Annotated in this window: 18 protein-coding genes and 1 pseudogene; 9 read left to right on the top strand and 10 right to left on the bottom strand. The window is 62.6% G+C overall.

Annotated features, from left to right (window positions below; all coding sequences use genetic code 11):
* Nucleotides 1–195, bottom strand: a pseudogene (locus tag PTE30175_RS10395) (IS30 family transposase); the annotation flags it as partial.
* A 247-nt stretch (nucleotides 196–442) separates the two neighbouring features.
* Nucleotides 443–955, bottom strand: coding sequence for a hypothetical protein (locus tag PTE30175_RS10385; protein ID WP_150696987.1), 513 nt, complete (start codon nucleotides 953–955; stop codon nucleotides 443–445).
* A 645-nt stretch (nucleotides 956–1,600) separates the two neighbouring features.
* Between PTE30175_RS10385 and PTE30175_RS10380 the strand changes: the two genes are divergently transcribed.
* The 7 genes from PTE30175_RS10380 to PTE30175_RS10350 all read left to right on the top strand — a co-directional run bounded on the left by PTE30175_RS10380 (nucleotide 1,601) and on the right by PTE30175_RS10350 (nucleotide 7,099).
* Nucleotides 1,601–1,978: a nuclear transport factor 2 family protein gene (locus tag PTE30175_RS10380; RefSeq protein ID WP_150696986.1), complete on the top strand. Its 378-nt coding sequence runs from the start codon at nucleotides 1,601–1,603 to the stop codon at nucleotides 1,976–1,978.
* Nucleotides 1,979–2,000: 22 nt separating this feature from the next.
* Entirely contained in the window at nucleotides 2,001–2,933 is a 933-nt protein-coding gene (locus PTE30175_RS10375; RefSeq protein WP_150696985.1) for an NAD(P)-dependent alcohol dehydrogenase, read from the top strand.
* Nucleotides 2,930–3,637, top strand: a complete 708-nt coding sequence (locus tag PTE30175_RS10370; RefSeq protein WP_150696984.1) for a helix-turn-helix transcriptional regulator — start codon at nucleotides 2,930–2,932, stop codon at nucleotides 3,635–3,637. Before PTE30175_RS10375 ends, PTE30175_RS10370 begins: the two co-directional genes overlap by 4 nt.
* A gap of 617 nt (nucleotides 3,638–4,254) precedes the next feature.
* Nucleotides 4,255–4,512: an acyl-CoA-binding protein gene (locus PTE30175_RS10365; protein ID WP_150696983.1), complete on the top strand. Its 258-nt coding sequence runs from the start codon at nucleotides 4,255–4,257 to the stop codon at nucleotides 4,510–4,512.
* A gap of 402 nt (nucleotides 4,513–4,914) precedes the next feature.
* Nucleotides 4,915–5,835, top strand: coding sequence for a PilW family protein (locus PTE30175_RS10360; RefSeq protein WP_150696982.1), 921 nt, complete (start codon nucleotides 4,915–4,917; stop codon nucleotides 5,833–5,835).
* Nucleotides 5,832–6,554, top strand: a complete 723-nt coding sequence (locus tag PTE30175_RS10355) for a pilus assembly PilX family protein (RefSeq protein WP_150696981.1) — start codon at nucleotides 5,832–5,834, stop codon at nucleotides 6,552–6,554. The genes PTE30175_RS10360 and PTE30175_RS10355 overlap by 4 nt, the downstream gene beginning before the upstream one ends.
* Entirely contained in the window at nucleotides 6,551–7,099 is a 549-nt protein-coding gene (locus PTE30175_RS10350; RefSeq protein WP_150696980.1) for a GspH/FimT family pseudopilin, read from the top strand. Before PTE30175_RS10355 ends, PTE30175_RS10350 begins: the two co-directional genes overlap by 4 nt.
* Here the strand turns inward: PTE30175_RS10350 and PTE30175_RS10345 are convergent.
* Genes PTE30175_RS10345 through PTE30175_RS10335 form a run of 3 tightly spaced genes read right to left on the bottom strand, consistent with a single transcriptional unit; the run spans nucleotide 7,082 to nucleotide 8,297 of the window.
* Nucleotides 7,082–7,540: a DUF3318 domain-containing protein gene (locus PTE30175_RS10345; protein ID WP_150696979.1), complete on the bottom strand. Its 459-nt coding sequence runs from the start codon at nucleotides 7,538–7,540 to the stop codon at nucleotides 7,082–7,084. The genes PTE30175_RS10350 and PTE30175_RS10345 overlap by 18 nt on opposite strands.
* Nucleotides 7,541–7,552: 12 nt before the next feature.
* Nucleotides 7,553–7,936, bottom strand: a complete 384-nt coding sequence (locus PTE30175_RS10340) for a phage holin family protein (protein ID WP_150696978.1) — start codon at nucleotides 7,934–7,936, stop codon at nucleotides 7,553–7,555.
* A 58-nt stretch (nucleotides 7,937–7,994) separates the two neighbouring features.
* Nucleotides 7,995–8,297, bottom strand: coding sequence for an ElaB/YgaM/YqjD family protein (locus tag PTE30175_RS10335; RefSeq protein ID WP_150696977.1), 303 nt, complete (start codon nucleotides 8,295–8,297; stop codon nucleotides 7,995–7,997).
* 218 nt (nucleotides 8,298–8,515) lie between these two features.
* Between PTE30175_RS10335 and PTE30175_RS10330 the strand changes: the two genes are divergently transcribed.
* Entirely contained in the window at nucleotides 8,516–9,154 is a 639-nt protein-coding gene (locus tag PTE30175_RS10330; protein WP_150696976.1) for a peroxiredoxin, read from the top strand.
* A gap of 275 nt (nucleotides 9,155–9,429) precedes the next feature.
* Here PTE30175_RS10330 and PTE30175_RS10325 read toward each other — a convergent pair whose 3' ends face one another.
* A complete protein-coding gene (locus PTE30175_RS10325; RefSeq protein ID WP_150696975.1) occupies nucleotides 9,430–10,623 on the bottom strand; it encodes an acyl-CoA dehydrogenase in 1,194 nt (397 codons plus the stop codon).
* Nucleotides 10,624–10,814: 191 nt separating this feature from the next.
* Between PTE30175_RS10325 and PTE30175_RS10320 the strand changes: the two genes are divergently transcribed.
* A complete protein-coding gene (locus PTE30175_RS10320; protein ID WP_150696974.1) occupies nucleotides 10,815–11,636 on the top strand; it encodes an IclR family transcriptional regulator in 822 nt (273 codons plus the stop codon).
* Between the two features lie 25 nt (nucleotides 11,637–11,661).
* On the opposite strand, the gene kynA is transcribed toward PTE30175_RS10320, so the two are convergent.
* From kynA to PTE30175_RS10300, 4 genes are all read right to left on the bottom strand, one after another.
* A complete protein-coding gene (kynA, locus tag PTE30175_RS10315) occupies nucleotides 11,662–12,582 on the bottom strand; it encodes a tryptophan 2,3-dioxygenase (RefSeq protein WP_150696973.1) in 921 nt (306 codons plus the stop codon).
* Nucleotides 12,583–12,617: 35 nt separating this feature from the next.
* Nucleotides 12,618–13,871: a kynureninase gene (kynU, locus tag PTE30175_RS10310; RefSeq protein WP_150696972.1), complete on the bottom strand. Its 1,254-nt coding sequence runs from the start codon at nucleotides 13,869–13,871 to the stop codon at nucleotides 12,618–12,620.
* A 42-nt stretch (nucleotides 13,872–13,913) separates the two neighbouring features.
* Nucleotides 13,914–14,558 (bottom strand): arylformamidase, encoded by a 645-nt coding sequence (gene kynB / locus PTE30175_RS10305; protein ID WP_150696971.1) that lies wholly within the window; start codon nucleotides 14,556–14,558, stop codon nucleotides 13,914–13,916.
* 229 nt (nucleotides 14,559–14,787) lie between these two features.
* On the bottom strand, nucleotides 14,788–15,231 hold the full coding sequence (locus tag PTE30175_RS10300; protein WP_150696970.1) for a MarR family winged helix-turn-helix transcriptional regulator: 444 nt from the start codon (nucleotides 15,229–15,231) through the stop codon (nucleotides 14,788–14,790).
* Nucleotides 15,232–15,233: the final 2 nt, after the last annotated feature.

The raw sequence follows: 15,233 nt of genomic DNA, 5'->3' as shown, positions 1-15,233 counted from the left end.
AAGCGAGTGGCCAGCGACCAATGCGCGTGATATCACTTCGCGCTCCGCCAGCGTGAGCGCCAGCTGGGAGCGATGTCGTTGTGCGGGACGAATTCCGCCCGTCTCAACCAGAATCCCCTGGACCGACGAGTGGTTTCGACCAAACAGTTGGGCAATCCGCTGGAGCGACTCGCCTTTCTGCCAACGCTCCCACATCACTGCCTTCTGGGCTTCCGTGTAAAAGATCCGGGGTCTTTGCTAGATGCTTGAATGGGTGCGGTGGCAGCTTCGATCCCGACGCCTTTGATCTGGATCTCGTCAATCAGCGGCTCGCTGAAATCCAGTTCTGAGTGTCAATGCGGCCTCGGAATGCCGCTTACGGCGCTGATAGCCGCTCCCCCCGACCGCGCGAAACCAACCCCATACACAGCTACCGTTCGGCCTGTGGTGACAACCCGGCAACTCACTTTCTTCGTTGGCTCAAGTTAAACGAGTTATCGCCACAAAAGATTTCCAGATTGCCATCCGCCGGACTGGTTCGAACGCTAATCGCATACTGGGTTGCACGAATCGTTTCGAAAGCCACGGGTATTCTTTGTGATAGCTGAACTGGCCCACGGAACGCACCAATCGCCCGTGGCCGAATGATTGAATCGGCCAGCACATGATCGGTCAGCGCATATCGTGCCTTCAATTTGTGGCTGCTGCATGTCCCTTCGTAAATGTACGGGTAAAGATGGACCGGCAGGGAAGTGCCACTTGGCACGCCGCTAAGCATAAGGTGGACCTCAGTCTTGTCGCCCTCCGCCACCAAAATCGCTTTACCGATCTTCCCCGCGTTGTACCCAGTACCGACGAGTCGGATCGAGTCAAGTCTGGACTCGGCCCCGTTTGCGGTTGCCACCGAAGCTGGCATCACTCCACCGTAAAGCAGGCAAACCGAACATGCCACGAGAACGCCCCGCGAAATGACCATTGATCGTCTCCTGCAACAATTGTCGACGCCGCTCCACTATTTTGGAGTCGACCAAGCAATGAAAGGTTCACGATCGCCGGCATCTACGGCATCCGTGCGGGCGAGAAGAGCATGGTGACGTGGCTTCAGTACGCACACCGTTGAGAACCGCGGGGCATTTCCGAGCCTACGGACCTACAGGAGGATTCGCTCCACCTCGTCCAGGCTGATGTAATCCCGTCGCCGGCCGTGCAGCTGGGCCGCGGATCCTTGCTGGGCGCGGCTCTACGCGTGCTTGGCGAGGTTGCGGAAGAGATTTGCAACTCACAATATGTTGAGGCAGGAAATTTCGTGAAGATGGTCCTGCCCGATGGTCGCTAGGGTGCAGCGTTCATCGTCGCGGACTGGAACGGCTGCTTACCGGGCGGAGCCGACCTCTGAGTGTCCGGGGAGCGAATGACACTTCCTGGCCGGAAGTTCGCGTTCACACAAACTGCCGGGGAGCTGACGTTGAGGAATCCAATGTCCGTTATAACCCAGATGTCCTTTGGCTTGAGGGACGGTTTCTGGCTAACAAGCTAAGCGGCCTTACTTAAACAATGGTGCCAGAATCTGTCCCTATGGTGGCTTAGACTGAGTTTTCTTACTCAACAGAAGGAAACCATCATGTCCAAAACTAACGGTAAGGCTCAGGAAATTGCCCGTACCTATGTCGAAGCCATCGCCAACAGGGATGTCGACACGATCTTGTCGATCTCGGCAGAAGATATCGTCTGTACGTCGCCCATCGGACAAACGGCTGGTCTCGAACGGTTCCGGGCCTTCCATGACGGCTTCGCCCAAATGATCACGAACCTGACCATTCTCGCCGTCTATGGCGATGACGAACAGGCCGTGGTGGTCTACGACGCGGAAACCCACCCGGTTCCACACGCCGTCACCGCCGAACTCATCAAGGTCAAGGACGGCAAGCTCGCCGTTACCAATGTTATCTACGACGCCACGCCGTTTGCCGCTTACATGACAACGGTTCAGCCTCACTGACAGCATCAGGGAACGGCCTGCCATGAAGCGCATTCAATACGAAAAGTACGGTGGCCCGGAGCTAATGCGGCTCGAAAACTTCGAGCTGACCACACCGGGCAAAGGCGAAGTGGCGGTGAAGGTCAAGTTTGCTGCAATCAACCCAATCGACTGGAAGGTACGTAACGGCTATCTAAAGATGATCACGGGAAAAGTTTTCCCGCGTGCGATGGGGAGTGACTTCTCCGGGACGGCGATCTCGGTAGGTCCCGGCGTGACGCGCTTCAAGCCCGGTGACGCCGTGTTCGGTCTTGCCCGCATCAAGGAAAGCGGCGCGCTCGGCCATGCTGTGGTCACCAACGAAACGTTCCTGGCCCATAAGCCTGACAACGTTTCCTTCGAGGATGCGGCTTGCCTCGGCACCCCGGGCGTCACGGCGTGGAATGGCTTGGTAGACAAGGCGAAGCTGGCGACCGGGAAGCGTGTCTTCGTCAATGGCTGTACCGGTGCGGTGGGCGAAGCAGCTGTGCAGATCGCGCAGATGCTGGGAGCGACAGTCTCGGGCAGTTGCAGCGCACGGGCAATGGAAAGGGCACGCTCTCTCGGCCTTCAAGCTGTCTACGACTATCGGACAACCGATCTGTCGAAGATCGGAGAACGTTTTGATGTGGTCTACGACACGGCCGCCACAATGCAGACCGCACAGGGCCTCAGCCTACTGAGCAAGGATGGCGTATTCTTGGACATTGTCCCAACCCTGGGCAAGTTCATTCGTTCGATCTTCAACCGACAACTGAAGCCGATTGTCTGTACCCCGAGGGCCGACATTCTCGATGGGCTTGCCCGTGCCGCCAAGGAAGGGAAACTTCAACTCCCGGTCGCCGAGATCGTGCCCCTGAGCGAAGCGATCCAACTAATCACCGCTCTTGAAGCGGGCTGCAAGCTCGGAGGGAAAGGCCTCGTAGTAATGGATTGAGCGTGTCACGAAGCCACCGATTATTCGACCTCATGCAGGTGCTGCGCCGACACCGTGGAACGGTGTCCGGCGAAGTACTTGCGCGCGAGACTGGTGTGTCGCTGCGCACGATCCGTCGTGACATCGCCACGCTACAAGCCATGGGCGCCGATATCGATGGCGCACCAGGCGTCGGCTACATACTGCGACCGGGATTCCTTCTGCCACCTCTGTCATTCACAGAGGAAGAATTGCAAGCGCTCGTAGCAGGCGCACAGTGGGTCAGCCGCCAGACTGACGATGCTTTAGCGCTCGCTGCCCAGAACGCGCTCGCCAAAATCGGCGGGGTGCTTCCTCCTGAGACGAGGCGGGTCTTGGACGATGATGCGCTCTATATTGGGCGCAAAAAGGAGGACACAGCTGGCGTCGATTTGGTGCGGGTCCGACGAGCAATGCGCGAGCAGCGCAAGATGTACATCATGTACACGGATCAAAACGGGGCCGTGTCGGAGCGGACCATCTGGCCGATCATGCTCGGTTTCGTCGAATCACGGCGGTTCATTGCTGGATGGTGCGAGTTGCGTGGCGACTTTCGCCTCTTTCGTACCGACCGCATTGTTAAGGTCGATTTCCTGGACGATCACTACGCTCGTAACCGCCGGCAGCTTGTCAAGGAATGGCGTGCTCAGGAAGAGCTTCGGCGTAGGCAACAAGATGATAGGTAGCCGAGGTTCCTGGATCGACCTCGGGTTCCCCCTGGGCTTGCAGGGCGATAGGGGCTTCATGGTCGATTTTCCGGTATCCGGCCGCTACCTTCTCCCGATGCCGCCATCCCGTTCTGCCTGACCATCGAATACCTATTCAGGCTAGTCCTTCGGCGAACGGCTGCAGATGGACTGAGAGCGGACGTCTCCTGTGCCAAAGCATGCGTCTGCTCTGGCGACCTGCTGCCCCGGAACAGTAACACTGGGCGGCTGCTCCACTCCGATACCTGCCGTTGAGCCAACGCCGCGTTGACCGGTTGAATCTGCAGTCGGGTTCGGCCGCCCATGTCACTCAAAAGCGGACATCGCACTCCGCCTGTCACGGCCCGATCGTGAACGATCGCAACGGTCGAAGTGCAGTAAGTGTGCGCAGCGTAGCCGAATAGCCGAGTCCGGCCGAGAGTGGATTTTCAACAATTTCCGTTGCTGCTCGGATAAATCTCATCCACGTTTCGGCATTTGTCCCAATACGTGGATTAGACGCCGGATTCTACGGCGGCCCCTATCTTGACGAAGCGCTTCGCCGGTATCCTTGCACGGCAGTAATCTTATAAGCTGAACGTCCAGGGAGGGACAAAATGAACGATCTGCAAACCCGCTTCGAGGCGGCGGTGGCGGCGTCGAAAACGCTGACGGAACGTCCGGACAACCTGACACTGTTGCGCATTTACGCGCTCTACAAGCAAAGTACCCACGGCGACGTCGACGGCAAGCGTCCAGGCATGATGGAGATGGTCGATCGCGCAAAATACGATGCGTGGTCGATGCTCAAAGGCACGCCGGCGGACGATGCAAAGACCGCCTACGTGGCCTTGATCGAGTCGCTGCGCGCGTAAGCCGCGTGACCAAAGCGCCTGTCGTCGCGGCGACAGAATGCGCCGATACACAAACACGGCAACTTCGGTTGCCGTTTTGTTTGGGTATGCGGTGTTGTCCGAACGTCGCCACAGACCCACCCGAAAGCGACGGCGTACGGCCGTCGGGGCCCGGCAATGCGGTGTTGTCCGATAGCCGCGCGCAGGCGACAGCGGCACCATCGTCCTCATCTTCAATCAGGGCGAGGGACAAATGAAATCAGGACAACGAGGCGGGTGCCTGCTGGACGCGGCGATCGCCATGTCGGCATTGTTGCTGGTGTTGAGCGGTGTTACGCAATCGCAGGCTTCTGATACGCATGCGCAAATCGTGGCGTCGGTGCGAGCATCCGCGCTTGCCTGGGACGTCGATGGGGTTGCGGCATGGACGCGGTTACCGCAGCGGCCGCGATGACGATGCGCGCACGGCTCTCGGCCGGTTTCACGTTGCTTGAATCGCTGTTGGCGCTCGCGGTCGGTACGCTGACGATGCTCGCCGGCGTCGCGTTTCTGGGGCAGGTGCAGCGTAACTATCGCGTGCAGGTCGAGTGGGCCGACCTGCATCAACGGGCGGCGTTCGCCATGTCGATGCTGCAACGCGCGGTCCGTATCGCGGGTTATCGAAACGTTGACCCTGCGACTGGGGCAGTCATAGCGCCAGCTCGGGATCGCTGGCCTGCCCTGAGGGTGCGTGGGTCCTGCGCGGGGGACGCCGATGCCTGCCGGGCGGCGCCGCGCCGTAGCGCACTACTCGAGGTTAGTCATCACGGATCCGGTTTGGCAGCCGGCGCACGGTCGGCTGAGGGTTTAGGCGACGGCAGCGTGCTCGACTGCGCCGGGCGCCGCGTGCCGGGGCCGAAGGGGAGGGCGGATGTATCGCGAAGCACGTTTTTTGTGGCGCGCGCCGACGACGGCGTGCCTGCGCTCTTTTGCCGGTATGCCGACGCAACGGGCACCTACAGGGCACAGGCGCTGGTCGAAGGCGTCGAAGCGATGCATATTCGGTTGGGTGTCGCGGCTGTCGGGCGAGACGACGTTGCGCTGCGGTGGATTCCGGCAGCCGAACTATCGGACAACGCGTTGCCGGCGGTGCGCCGGGTCGCCGTCGCACTGGTGCTGCGTGGCGGCGGGTTGCGCGGGCGCCCGGCGTCAGCGACCCAAACCCTTGAGATATTCGATGCCGCGCATGGCGGAGTGCAGAGACTCCAACTGCGCCAGGCACGGCCGTATCGTCTGCGCGCGTTCTTCTTCGTCGTGACGCTGCGCAACAGGTGGGCGCCCGACAGCGGCCGGACGCCAGCATGATGCACCGGCCGCACCCGCGTTCCGGTGCCGTGGGGCCGCAACGGCAGCAAGGCATGGTGATGATCGTCGTGCTCGTCCTCATCAGCATGATGTTGACGGTTGCGGCGGCCGGCTCGCGTTCGGCGCAGCAGGCCAGCCGGTATGCGGCGTACGCCACTGACCGTGAGCTCGCGTTCGCAGCGGCTGATGCGGCGCTCGCCGACGGAGAGGCCGATCTGTCGCAGGGCGCCCGCGCGGCGCAATTCGCTGTGCCGGCCGAAAAACTGGCCGGCCTGCATGGCGTCTATGCCGGACCGGTGACGTTGCCGCCGTCGATGGTTCGACGAGGCCGGGCAAATGTCCAATGGCCCGCATGGCGTGTCGCGAATTGGGACGATGATGCAGCAGTGGTCGCACCAGGTACATACACGGGAGGCGCACAGCCGCCTGATCGGCAAAACGTCGGCGGTCAGGCCGAGCCCAGGCCGGCGGCGTCGGCGCGTTACCTGATCGAGCGCTTGCCTGGCATGCGCGGCTTGTACCGGATGACCGCGCGCGGTCGCGGCAGACTGCCGGGGACCGTGGTCTATCTGCAATCAACCTACCGTTTGCCGATGAGGGCGGAGGATGCGGCCGGGCGGGAAGCCGACCTTTGGCCCGCCGGGCGGCTGAGTTGGCGGGAAATCGTGGCGTGGCATGTGCTGCAACACGAGGTGCAGCGTCAAGGTCGTGCGCGATGAGGCCGAACGATCGGCGCGGCTTCACCATGCTGGAAATGTTGGTCGTGCTGGCGATCGCGGCAGCGGTGGCAACGGCCGCAGCGCCATCGTTCAATGCGCTTCGCGCACGCATTGCCCTCGACGCCGCATCGCATGCGTTCCTGACGACGCTACATCAGGCGCGCGGCGAGGCAATGGCGCGTCAACAGCGCGTTACGGTGGCGCCGATGGACGGCGGCGACTGGCGCAGCGGCTGGATGACGTTTGTCGACGATAACCTGAATGGCCGCATTGACTTCAACGAGGTCGAACTTACACGTCACCCGGCGCTGGCGTCGTTCATCGTGGCACGCACCCGGCTGACGGCCGGCGAATTGCCGTCCGTGTCCTTTGATGCGAGCGGCTTTGCGCGCAGCGGCGCCTGGCAGTGGCTGTCGGGCAGCGTGATGTTCGCAGCAAACGGTGACCGGCGTTGCATCGTCGTGAATGCGTTCGGGCGTCCCAGGCAGCTCACGCATGCCGACGCCGGTGCGTGCGCCGCGGCGGCGCTACATCAGCGGCGGTGAGCCGCTGCCGTCGTCGGACGCCGCGGCAACCGTTTTCTCGGCGCGGCCCTCGGCCACCGTCTTCTGCCACAGGCGCACGCCTTGCCAGGCGAGCATGCCGATGCCGCCCCATTTCAGCAGCGGGCGCGCGGCCTTGCCGAGCAATGTGCGCGTCGCGCCGGTCAGTGCCAGCGACGCGACCGAACTGATATAGGGATAGCGTTCGAGCAGACGGCTGAGGCTCGCACCGCCACGGCCGCCGAGGCCGGACAAGCCCGGCACGACCAGCCGCAGCCAGCGGAAGCCGCGCAGGCGTTCGCGTGTTTGGCGCGACACCTGCGCCAGTTCGGCACGCTCGACGGCAATGCGCGTGAGCACGATCTCCTTGCGGATCTCAAGCATGGCGCTGCGCGAACGCCGCGATCGCCGTTGCGGCCGCGCGTGATAGGGGTCGTTGGGCATCGCCTCGCTCCTTCAGTCCGGACGCAAAGCGTCGCGATCCTTCTCGAATTCGGCCAACGTGGCCTCGAAGGGCATCGGCGCTTCCCGCAGGATCGTGCGTGCACGCGCCGCGCACCACGCGGCGAGCAGCACGTAAACGACCACAATGACAGTCATCGCCTGCCAACGCCACGTATCCCAGAACAGCACAATGATCAGCCCCGTCAACACGACCAGCGCCAGCATTCCGAGCAGCATGGCGGCGAGGCCCAGGAACGCGACGCCGAGCAGGCGCTCCTTCTCTTCCGTCAGTTCGATGCCGATCAGTTCGATGCGCGATCGGGCGATCTCGAGCAACGAGCTGGCAATCCGCCGCATTGAGGGCAGCGGCGGGGACTTACTGTTATTGTTGGGCATAGGCTAAGCTGGCGGCCCGCCAAACCATTCGCGCCGGTCGGACGGACTCGCCGTGCAATTACCTGCGGTTCAGGAGCAGACCGACCACCACGCCGACGCCGGCGGCAATGCCCACGGCCTGCCACGGGTGATCGTGCACGTAATCGTCGGTGACGCGAGCCGCCTGCTTGCTCTTCTCCACAACCACGACCTGAACGTCGGAGGCCTTTTCTTTCGCTTGCTTGAGCAAGGTGAGCGCGCGATCACTCAACTCGGATGCGCGCTCGCCGGTGGTGTTTGCCGCTTGCTTGAGCAGGTCTTCCGCATCGGCCAATACAGTCTTGATATCTGTCATGAATTTCTCCTTGTTAACTTCCGCCATGGTGTTATCCCCCGCGATGTGATTGGAGCTGCGGCGGCAATCGGTTGAGCGCCTTAGGTGTTATCGTACAACGATCATCGGGCCGTTGCCAGAAAGCAACACCCGTGCGAGGCTATATAGCGAAAAATTATTTGTAACAAACATTTTAGTCTTTCTGGATAAGCTGGCCATCCTTTAGTCTCTACCCACTCTGTTGAACGACCTCTAGGAGACCGTAAATGACTTTGCGCTTGGGTGACATCGCTCCCGATTTCGAACAGGATTCGTCGATCGGCCGCATCAGCTTCCACCAGTTCCTGGGCGACAGCTGGGGCGTGCTGTTCTCGCATCCGGCCGATTACACGCCGGTGTGCACGACCGAGCTGGGTTTGACCGCCAAGCTCAAGGGTGAGTTCGAAAAGCGTAATGTGAAGGCCATCGCACTGTCGGTCGACGACGTCGAATCGCACAAAGGCTGGATCAACGACATCAACGAAACGCAGAATACGTCGGTGAACTTCCCGATTCTGGCAGACAAGGATCGTAAGGTTTCCGACTTGTATGACATGATCCACCCGAACGCCAGCGAAACCTTCACGGTGCGCTCGCTGTTCGTGATCGATCCGAACAAGAAGGTGCGCCTGACGATTACGTACCCCGCTTCGACGGGCCGTAACTTTGACGAGATCCTGCGCGTCATCGACTCGCTGCAGCTGACCGACAATTACTCGGTCGCCACGCCGGGCAACTGGAAAGATGGTGACGATGTCGTGATCGTGCCGTCGCTGAAGGACGAGGAAGTGCTGAAGCAGAAATTCCCGAAGGGCTACAAGGCGGTTCGTCCGTATCTGCGTCTGACGCCGCAACCGAACAAGTAAGCCAGGCAGCCCGGCGATTATCGGTATTCCGGCGCAAGACCGTGCGCCGATTGGGCCAGCCCCTCGTGGGGGCTGGCTTTTTTATTTGACGTTTCGTGTGGACGTTTTCGTATCCGAGGGGGATTGACGGCCCGCAACATGCGGCCAGCGGCGACGAAAAGCGTCTGCGCATAAAACGTCTGCGCATCGGGCGATGCCACCCACGACGACGACATCACCCATGCTCGAACACGCCGGCATCAGGCCCCAGGCCCGGTCCCGGCGTACCCTGGCGATCAGAAGAACGCCTGGATGCCCGTTTGCGCACGGCCCAGGATCAGGGCGTGGATGTCGTGCGTGCCCTCGTACGTGTTGACCACTTCGAGGTTGACCAGATGGCGGGCGACGCCGAATTCGTCGGAGATGCCGTTGCCGCCAAGCATGTCGCGCGCCAGACGCGCCACGTCGAGTGCCTTGCCGCACGAATTGCGCTTCATGATCGACGTGATCTCCACGGCCGCCGTGCCTTCATCCTTCATGCGGCCCAGACGCAGGCAGCCTTGCAGGCCGAGCGTGATCTCCGTCTGCATGTCGGCCAGCTTCTTCTGGATCAGTTGGTTCGCGGCCAGCGGACGCCCGAACTGCTGGCGGTCGAGCACGTATTGGCGTGCCGTGTGCCAGCAGGATTCGGCGGCGCCGAGGGCGCCCCAGGCGATGCCGTAGCGTGCGGAGTTCAGGCAGGTGAACGGTCCCTTCAGGCCGGACACCTTCGGCATGAGGTTCTCTTCCGGCACAAACACCTGGTCCATGACGATCTCGCCGGTAATCGAGGCGCGCAGGCCGACCTTGCCGTGAATCGCGGGGGCCGACAGGCCTTTCCAGCCCTTCTCGAGGATGAAGCCGCGGATTTGTTCGCGGCCTTCGTCGTCGGCGAGCTTGCCCCATACGACAAACACGTCGGCGATCGGCGAATTCGTGATCCACATCTTGGCGCCCGAAAGCTCGAAGCCGCCCGGCACGCGCTTGGCGCGCGTCGTCATGCCGGCCGGGTCGGAGCCATGATTCGGTTCCGTCAAACCGAAGCAGCCGATCCATTCGCCGCTCGCCAGCTTCGGCAGATACTTCTGCTTCTGCGCTTCGGTGCCGAACTCGTAAATCGGCACCATCACCAGCGACGACTGCACCGACATCATCGAGCGGTAGCCCGAATCGACCCGTTCGACTTCACGCGCAATCAGCCCGTAGCTGACATAGTTCAGGCCCGGACCGCCGTATTCCTCCGGAATGGTCGGGCCGAGCAGGCCGATCTCGCCCATTTCGCGAAAGATCGCGGCGTCGGTCTTCTCGTGACGGAACGCTTCGAGCACGCGCGGCGCCAGCTTGTCGGTGGCGTAAGCCGCCGACGCGTCGCGGATCATGCGCTCCTCGCTCGTGAGCTGCGCGTCGAGCAACAGCGGATCTTCCCAATGAAATTTTGCATTGCCAGCCATGACCATTCCTCCAGGGTTGCTTTGTTGCGCCGGGCACGAAGCCCGCGGCATCGTTCGGCTTGACGAATGTTCCGCAATGCGGAACAATGTTCTGAAATCGAAGTTAGTTTAACACTAAAGTTTTTCGCCGGGCAATGGGGCAAATCGAGAAAGGTTTGCGGCCGGCGGAAACCGCAACCCGGAGTGTGCCGATGTCTGTCAGTAAGCCGTTGTTACCCGCCGCCGGTGAGGCATTTGCCCATGGCGTTCCCCCGTCGCATGACGAGCGCAAGTTCGTGACGGCGCTGGCCCGTGGACTGGAGCTGCTCCGTGCGTTCCGTCCGGACGACGCCATGCTTGGCAATCGCGATCTCGCCGCGCGCACCGGTTTGCCGAAGGCGACGATCAGCCGGCTCGCCTACACGCTGACGGAACTCGGCTATCTCCGTTACGACGCCGAGCTTGGCAAATACGCGCTCGACGCGGGCGTGCTGGCGCTCGGCTACGCATTCCTCTCCGGTGCCGACATGCTGACGATTGCCCGGCCGCACATGCGCGCGTTGGCGCGCGAGATGGGCTGCTCGATTTCGCTGGGATGCCGGGAAGGTCTCGACATGATGTACCTGGAGACGATGCGCAGCGACGCGGCGTTGACGTTGGGGCTGACGTCCGGCTCGCGCCTGTCGATGCTGACCAGTTCGATGGGGCGCGTATATCTTGCCGTACTCACGCCGCCCGAGCGCGAGGCGACGCTAGCCGCGTTGCGGGCGCAGCATGCGGGCGACTGGCCGGCCTTGGCCGCCGGCGTGGAAAAGGGGATCGAGACGTACCGCCGCGAAGGTTGCTGCTATTCGTTTCGCGAGTGGCACGAAGGGGTCAACGCGGTGGCGGTGCCGCTGCGCGATGTTCGCCAGAATCGCTGGCTGGCGATCAGCTGCAGCGGCCCGGCGTCGTCGGTCAGCGAAACGAAGTTCCGCGAGGAGATCGCGCCGCGCCTGAAGGCATTGGCGGCGCGTCTCTCGGGGCAGGGTTAGCGTGAACGGGCCCTGAGGCGAGCGCTCAGAGCAGGGTGCGTACGTGCCACAGTTCCGGGAACAGCACGACATCGAGCATCTTGCGCAGATACGGCGCGCCGCTGGTGCCGCCGGTGCCCTGTTTGAAGCCGATGATGCGCTCGACGGTCGTGACATGGCGGAAGCGCCATTGACGGAACGCGTCCTCAAGGTCGACGAGCTCTTCGGCCATTTCGTACAGCTCCCAGTGTTCCGACGGATTGCGGTACACCTCGAGCCACGCCGCCTCCACACTTGCGTCGTGCGGCGTGGGTTGCGTCCAGTCGCGCGCCAGGCGGGCCGGATCGATGGCGAAGCCCCGGCGTGACAGGAGATGCACGACTTCATCGTAGAACGACGGTTCGTGTAACGCTGTCTCGACCTTTGCATAGAGGTCGGGGCGATGCGCGTGCGGCCCCAGCATCGCCGCGTTCTTGTTGCCGAGCATGAATTCCAGAATACGGTACTGATACGACTGGAAGCCCGACGAGCTGCCGAGCGACGGCCGCATGGCCGAGTACTCGGACGGCGTCATCGTTGCCAGCACGCTCCATGCCTGCACCAATTGTTCGAGGATGCGCGACACGCGCGCCAGCATCTTGAATGCCGGCGGGAGTGCGTCGGCGCGCACGGCGTCGCGCGCGGCATGCAATTCGAACAGCGCGAGTTTCATCCACAACTCGCTCGTCTGATGCTGGATGATGAACAGCATCTCGTTATGATCCGTCGAGCGCGGATGCTGCGCGTTCAGGATCGGATCGAGCGACAGGTAGTCGCCGTAGCTCATGCTTTCCGAGAAGTCGAGCTGGGCATCGTGCCATTGCGCGGATGCGCCGGGTGTAGCGGCCGGGCCCTGTGCGGGCGCGGTGTCCGGGTTGCCGTGTCCGAACGGGCAGCCGCCGGCGTTGGGGTTGGAGGGGGTCGTCATGATGTCTTTCCTGTAATGCGTGACCTCGGTGCCGATCAGGTCACCGCGCCGCGGCGGTGGAATTCGGGCTTGTCCCAGCCCTTCGTCGCCAGCACGTCGCGCAGGGCTTCGACCGAATCCCAGACGTCCGCGAAGCTCGTGTACAGTGGCGTGAAACCGAAGCGCATGATGTGCGGCTCGCGATAGTCGCCGATGATGCCGCGCGCGATCAGCGCCTGGATCACGGCGAAACCTTCCGGATGCTCGAAGCTTACCTGGCTGCCGCGCACCGCGTGATCGCGCGGCGTGACCAGCGTCAGAGGGAACGCCGCGCAACGCGATTCGACCAGCTCGATGAACAGGTCCGTCAGGGCCAGCGACTTGGCGCGCAGGGCGTCCATCGTCGTTTGCGCGAAGATGTCCAGGCCGCATTGCACCAACGACAGCGAGACCATCGGTTGCGTGCCGCACAGGTAGCGGCCGATGCCGTTGTCCGGCGTGTATTCCGGCTGCATGGCGAATGGCGTGCGGTGACCCCACCAGCCCGACAGCGGTTGGCGGAACGTGTCCTGGTGACGTTTGTTGACCCACACGAATGCCGGCGAGCCCGGGCCCCCGTTCAGGTATTTGTACGTGCAGCCGACGGCATAGTCAGCGTTCGCGCCATTGAGGTCGACCGGCACCGCGCCGGCGGAGTGGCACAGGTCCCAGATCGCGAGCGCGCCGCTCGCGTGAATTTCCTCGGTGCGCGCGGTCATGTCGTACATCGCGCCCGAACGGTAGTTCACGTGCGTGAGCATGACGATGGCCACGTCGTCGCCCAGTGCGCCCGGCAGGTCCTCGGGGGTGTCGATCAGGCGCAGCGCGTAGCCGTCGTCGAGCAGGTGCGCAAGGCCTTGGGCGATATACAGATCGGTCGGGAAATTGCTGCGTTCCGAGACGATGATCTTGCGTTGCGGCGACACCTGACGCTGGGCATGCAGTGCGGCGGCAAGGACCTTGAACAGATTGATCGACGTGGTGTCTGTCACGACCACTTCACCAGCGCCGGCACCGATCCACGGCGCCAGCGCATCGCCGAGGCGGCGCGGCAGCGTGAACCAGTCGGCGTCGTTCCAGCTGCGGATGAGACCCGTGCCCCATTCGCCGAGGATGACCTCCCGGGCGCGCTGCGCCGCGGCCTTCGGCTGTGCGCCGAGCGAGTTGCCGTCGAGATAGATCACGCCTTCGGGAAGCGCGAACTGGTCGCGCAGGGGCGCCAGCGGATCGGCCGTGTCGCGGGCCAGACAGTCGTTGCGGTTTAACGTCATGATCGGTTCGGTTTGGGGGATCGTCAAAAAGGAATTGGGGCGTCACAGCGCGCGTAGTACAGCGCGCACAGGACTGGCGTCGAGCCGCATGAACTTCAGCGGCAGGGCGATCAGTTCGAAGTCGGCAGCGTCGATCGCGTCGAGCACCAGGCCCTCGAGAATGGCCATGCGATGCGCACGCACGCGATAGTGCGCATCCATTGTCTTGCTGTCCTGCGGATCGAGTGACGGCGTGTCGATGCCGATGAGCCGCACGCCGTGCGCGGCGAGCAGATCGATCGTCTCGGGCGCGACGGCGCAAAACGCGCTGTCCCAGTGCGCGACCGGTGCGTTGTCATAAGTCCGCAGAAGCACACGCGACGGCACGCCCTGAAGGTACGGCGCCACCATCGCGGGCGTGACCACCGGCGAGGCCCCCACGCAATGGATGACGCGGCACGGACCAAGATAGGTGTCGAGATCGACTTCGCCGATACACGCGCCGTCTTCGTCATAGTGGCGCGGCGCATCGGCATGCGCGCCGGTGTGCGGCGAGAGCGTGATGCGTCCGACATTGACGGGGCAGCCCGGGCCGATCTGCCAGACGGCTTCTTCGGTCAGCGGCGTGTCGCCCGGCCACGTCGGCGTGTCGGCCGTCAGCGGCGGGCTGATATCCCAGACGGGACGGGCAGGGCGTGAGGTGCTCATCGAAGATGCCGCATAGTCGTGGTCGATATGCGCATCTTAGAAGAATTCAATTCGAAAGTGCTTGCGTATTGCAGGTCTTCAGGGCTTGAAAATCGAATCAATTAGTCGAAATTCATGGAAAATCGGTGGAATCTGCGAATTACTTTGATTGTGGTCGCAGAATGCGCGAATTCGGACGGTGCCGATGCCGTGCGGTTGCGGGCCACCCAGGCGCTGGGGGCGCTAGCGGTCAGCCGCGCGCCATCTCGTCGATCAGAAGGCGTAGCGCCGCTTTCAGCTGCGTGGATTGCGCCGTGCCGAAACGTTCGAGCACGCGCATTTCGTGGCGTCTCGCGCTGGCCAGCAACGGGGCGACGAAATCGCGCCCGGCATCCGTGCAGGTCACAAGCGATTGGCGCTTGTCGAGCGCGCTCGCACTGCGCACGACCCAGCCCGCCGCTTCGAGGCGATCGACGACCTTGGTTACCGTGGGCTGTTTCGCCAGCACGATGGCCGCGAGTTCGTTGATCGTGCGGGCGCGTCCGTCCGACAGCGTCGCCAGCAGCCGCCATTCCGATACGGCCAGTCCGGCAGCCGCCACTTCCTGATGGAATTCGTTCGACACCAGCGTACTCGCGCGCGCGAGCAGATACGCAAGGTAGTCATCGACGAACGGGGCGGGTGCCGGTGTCATGG

Source organism: Pandoraea terrae (assembly GCF_902459695.1).
Lineage (GTDB): Bacteria > Pseudomonadota > Gammaproteobacteria > Burkholderiales > Burkholderiaceae > Pandoraea > Pandoraea terrae.
This window is presented reverse-complemented; position numbering and strand designations above follow the sequence as displayed.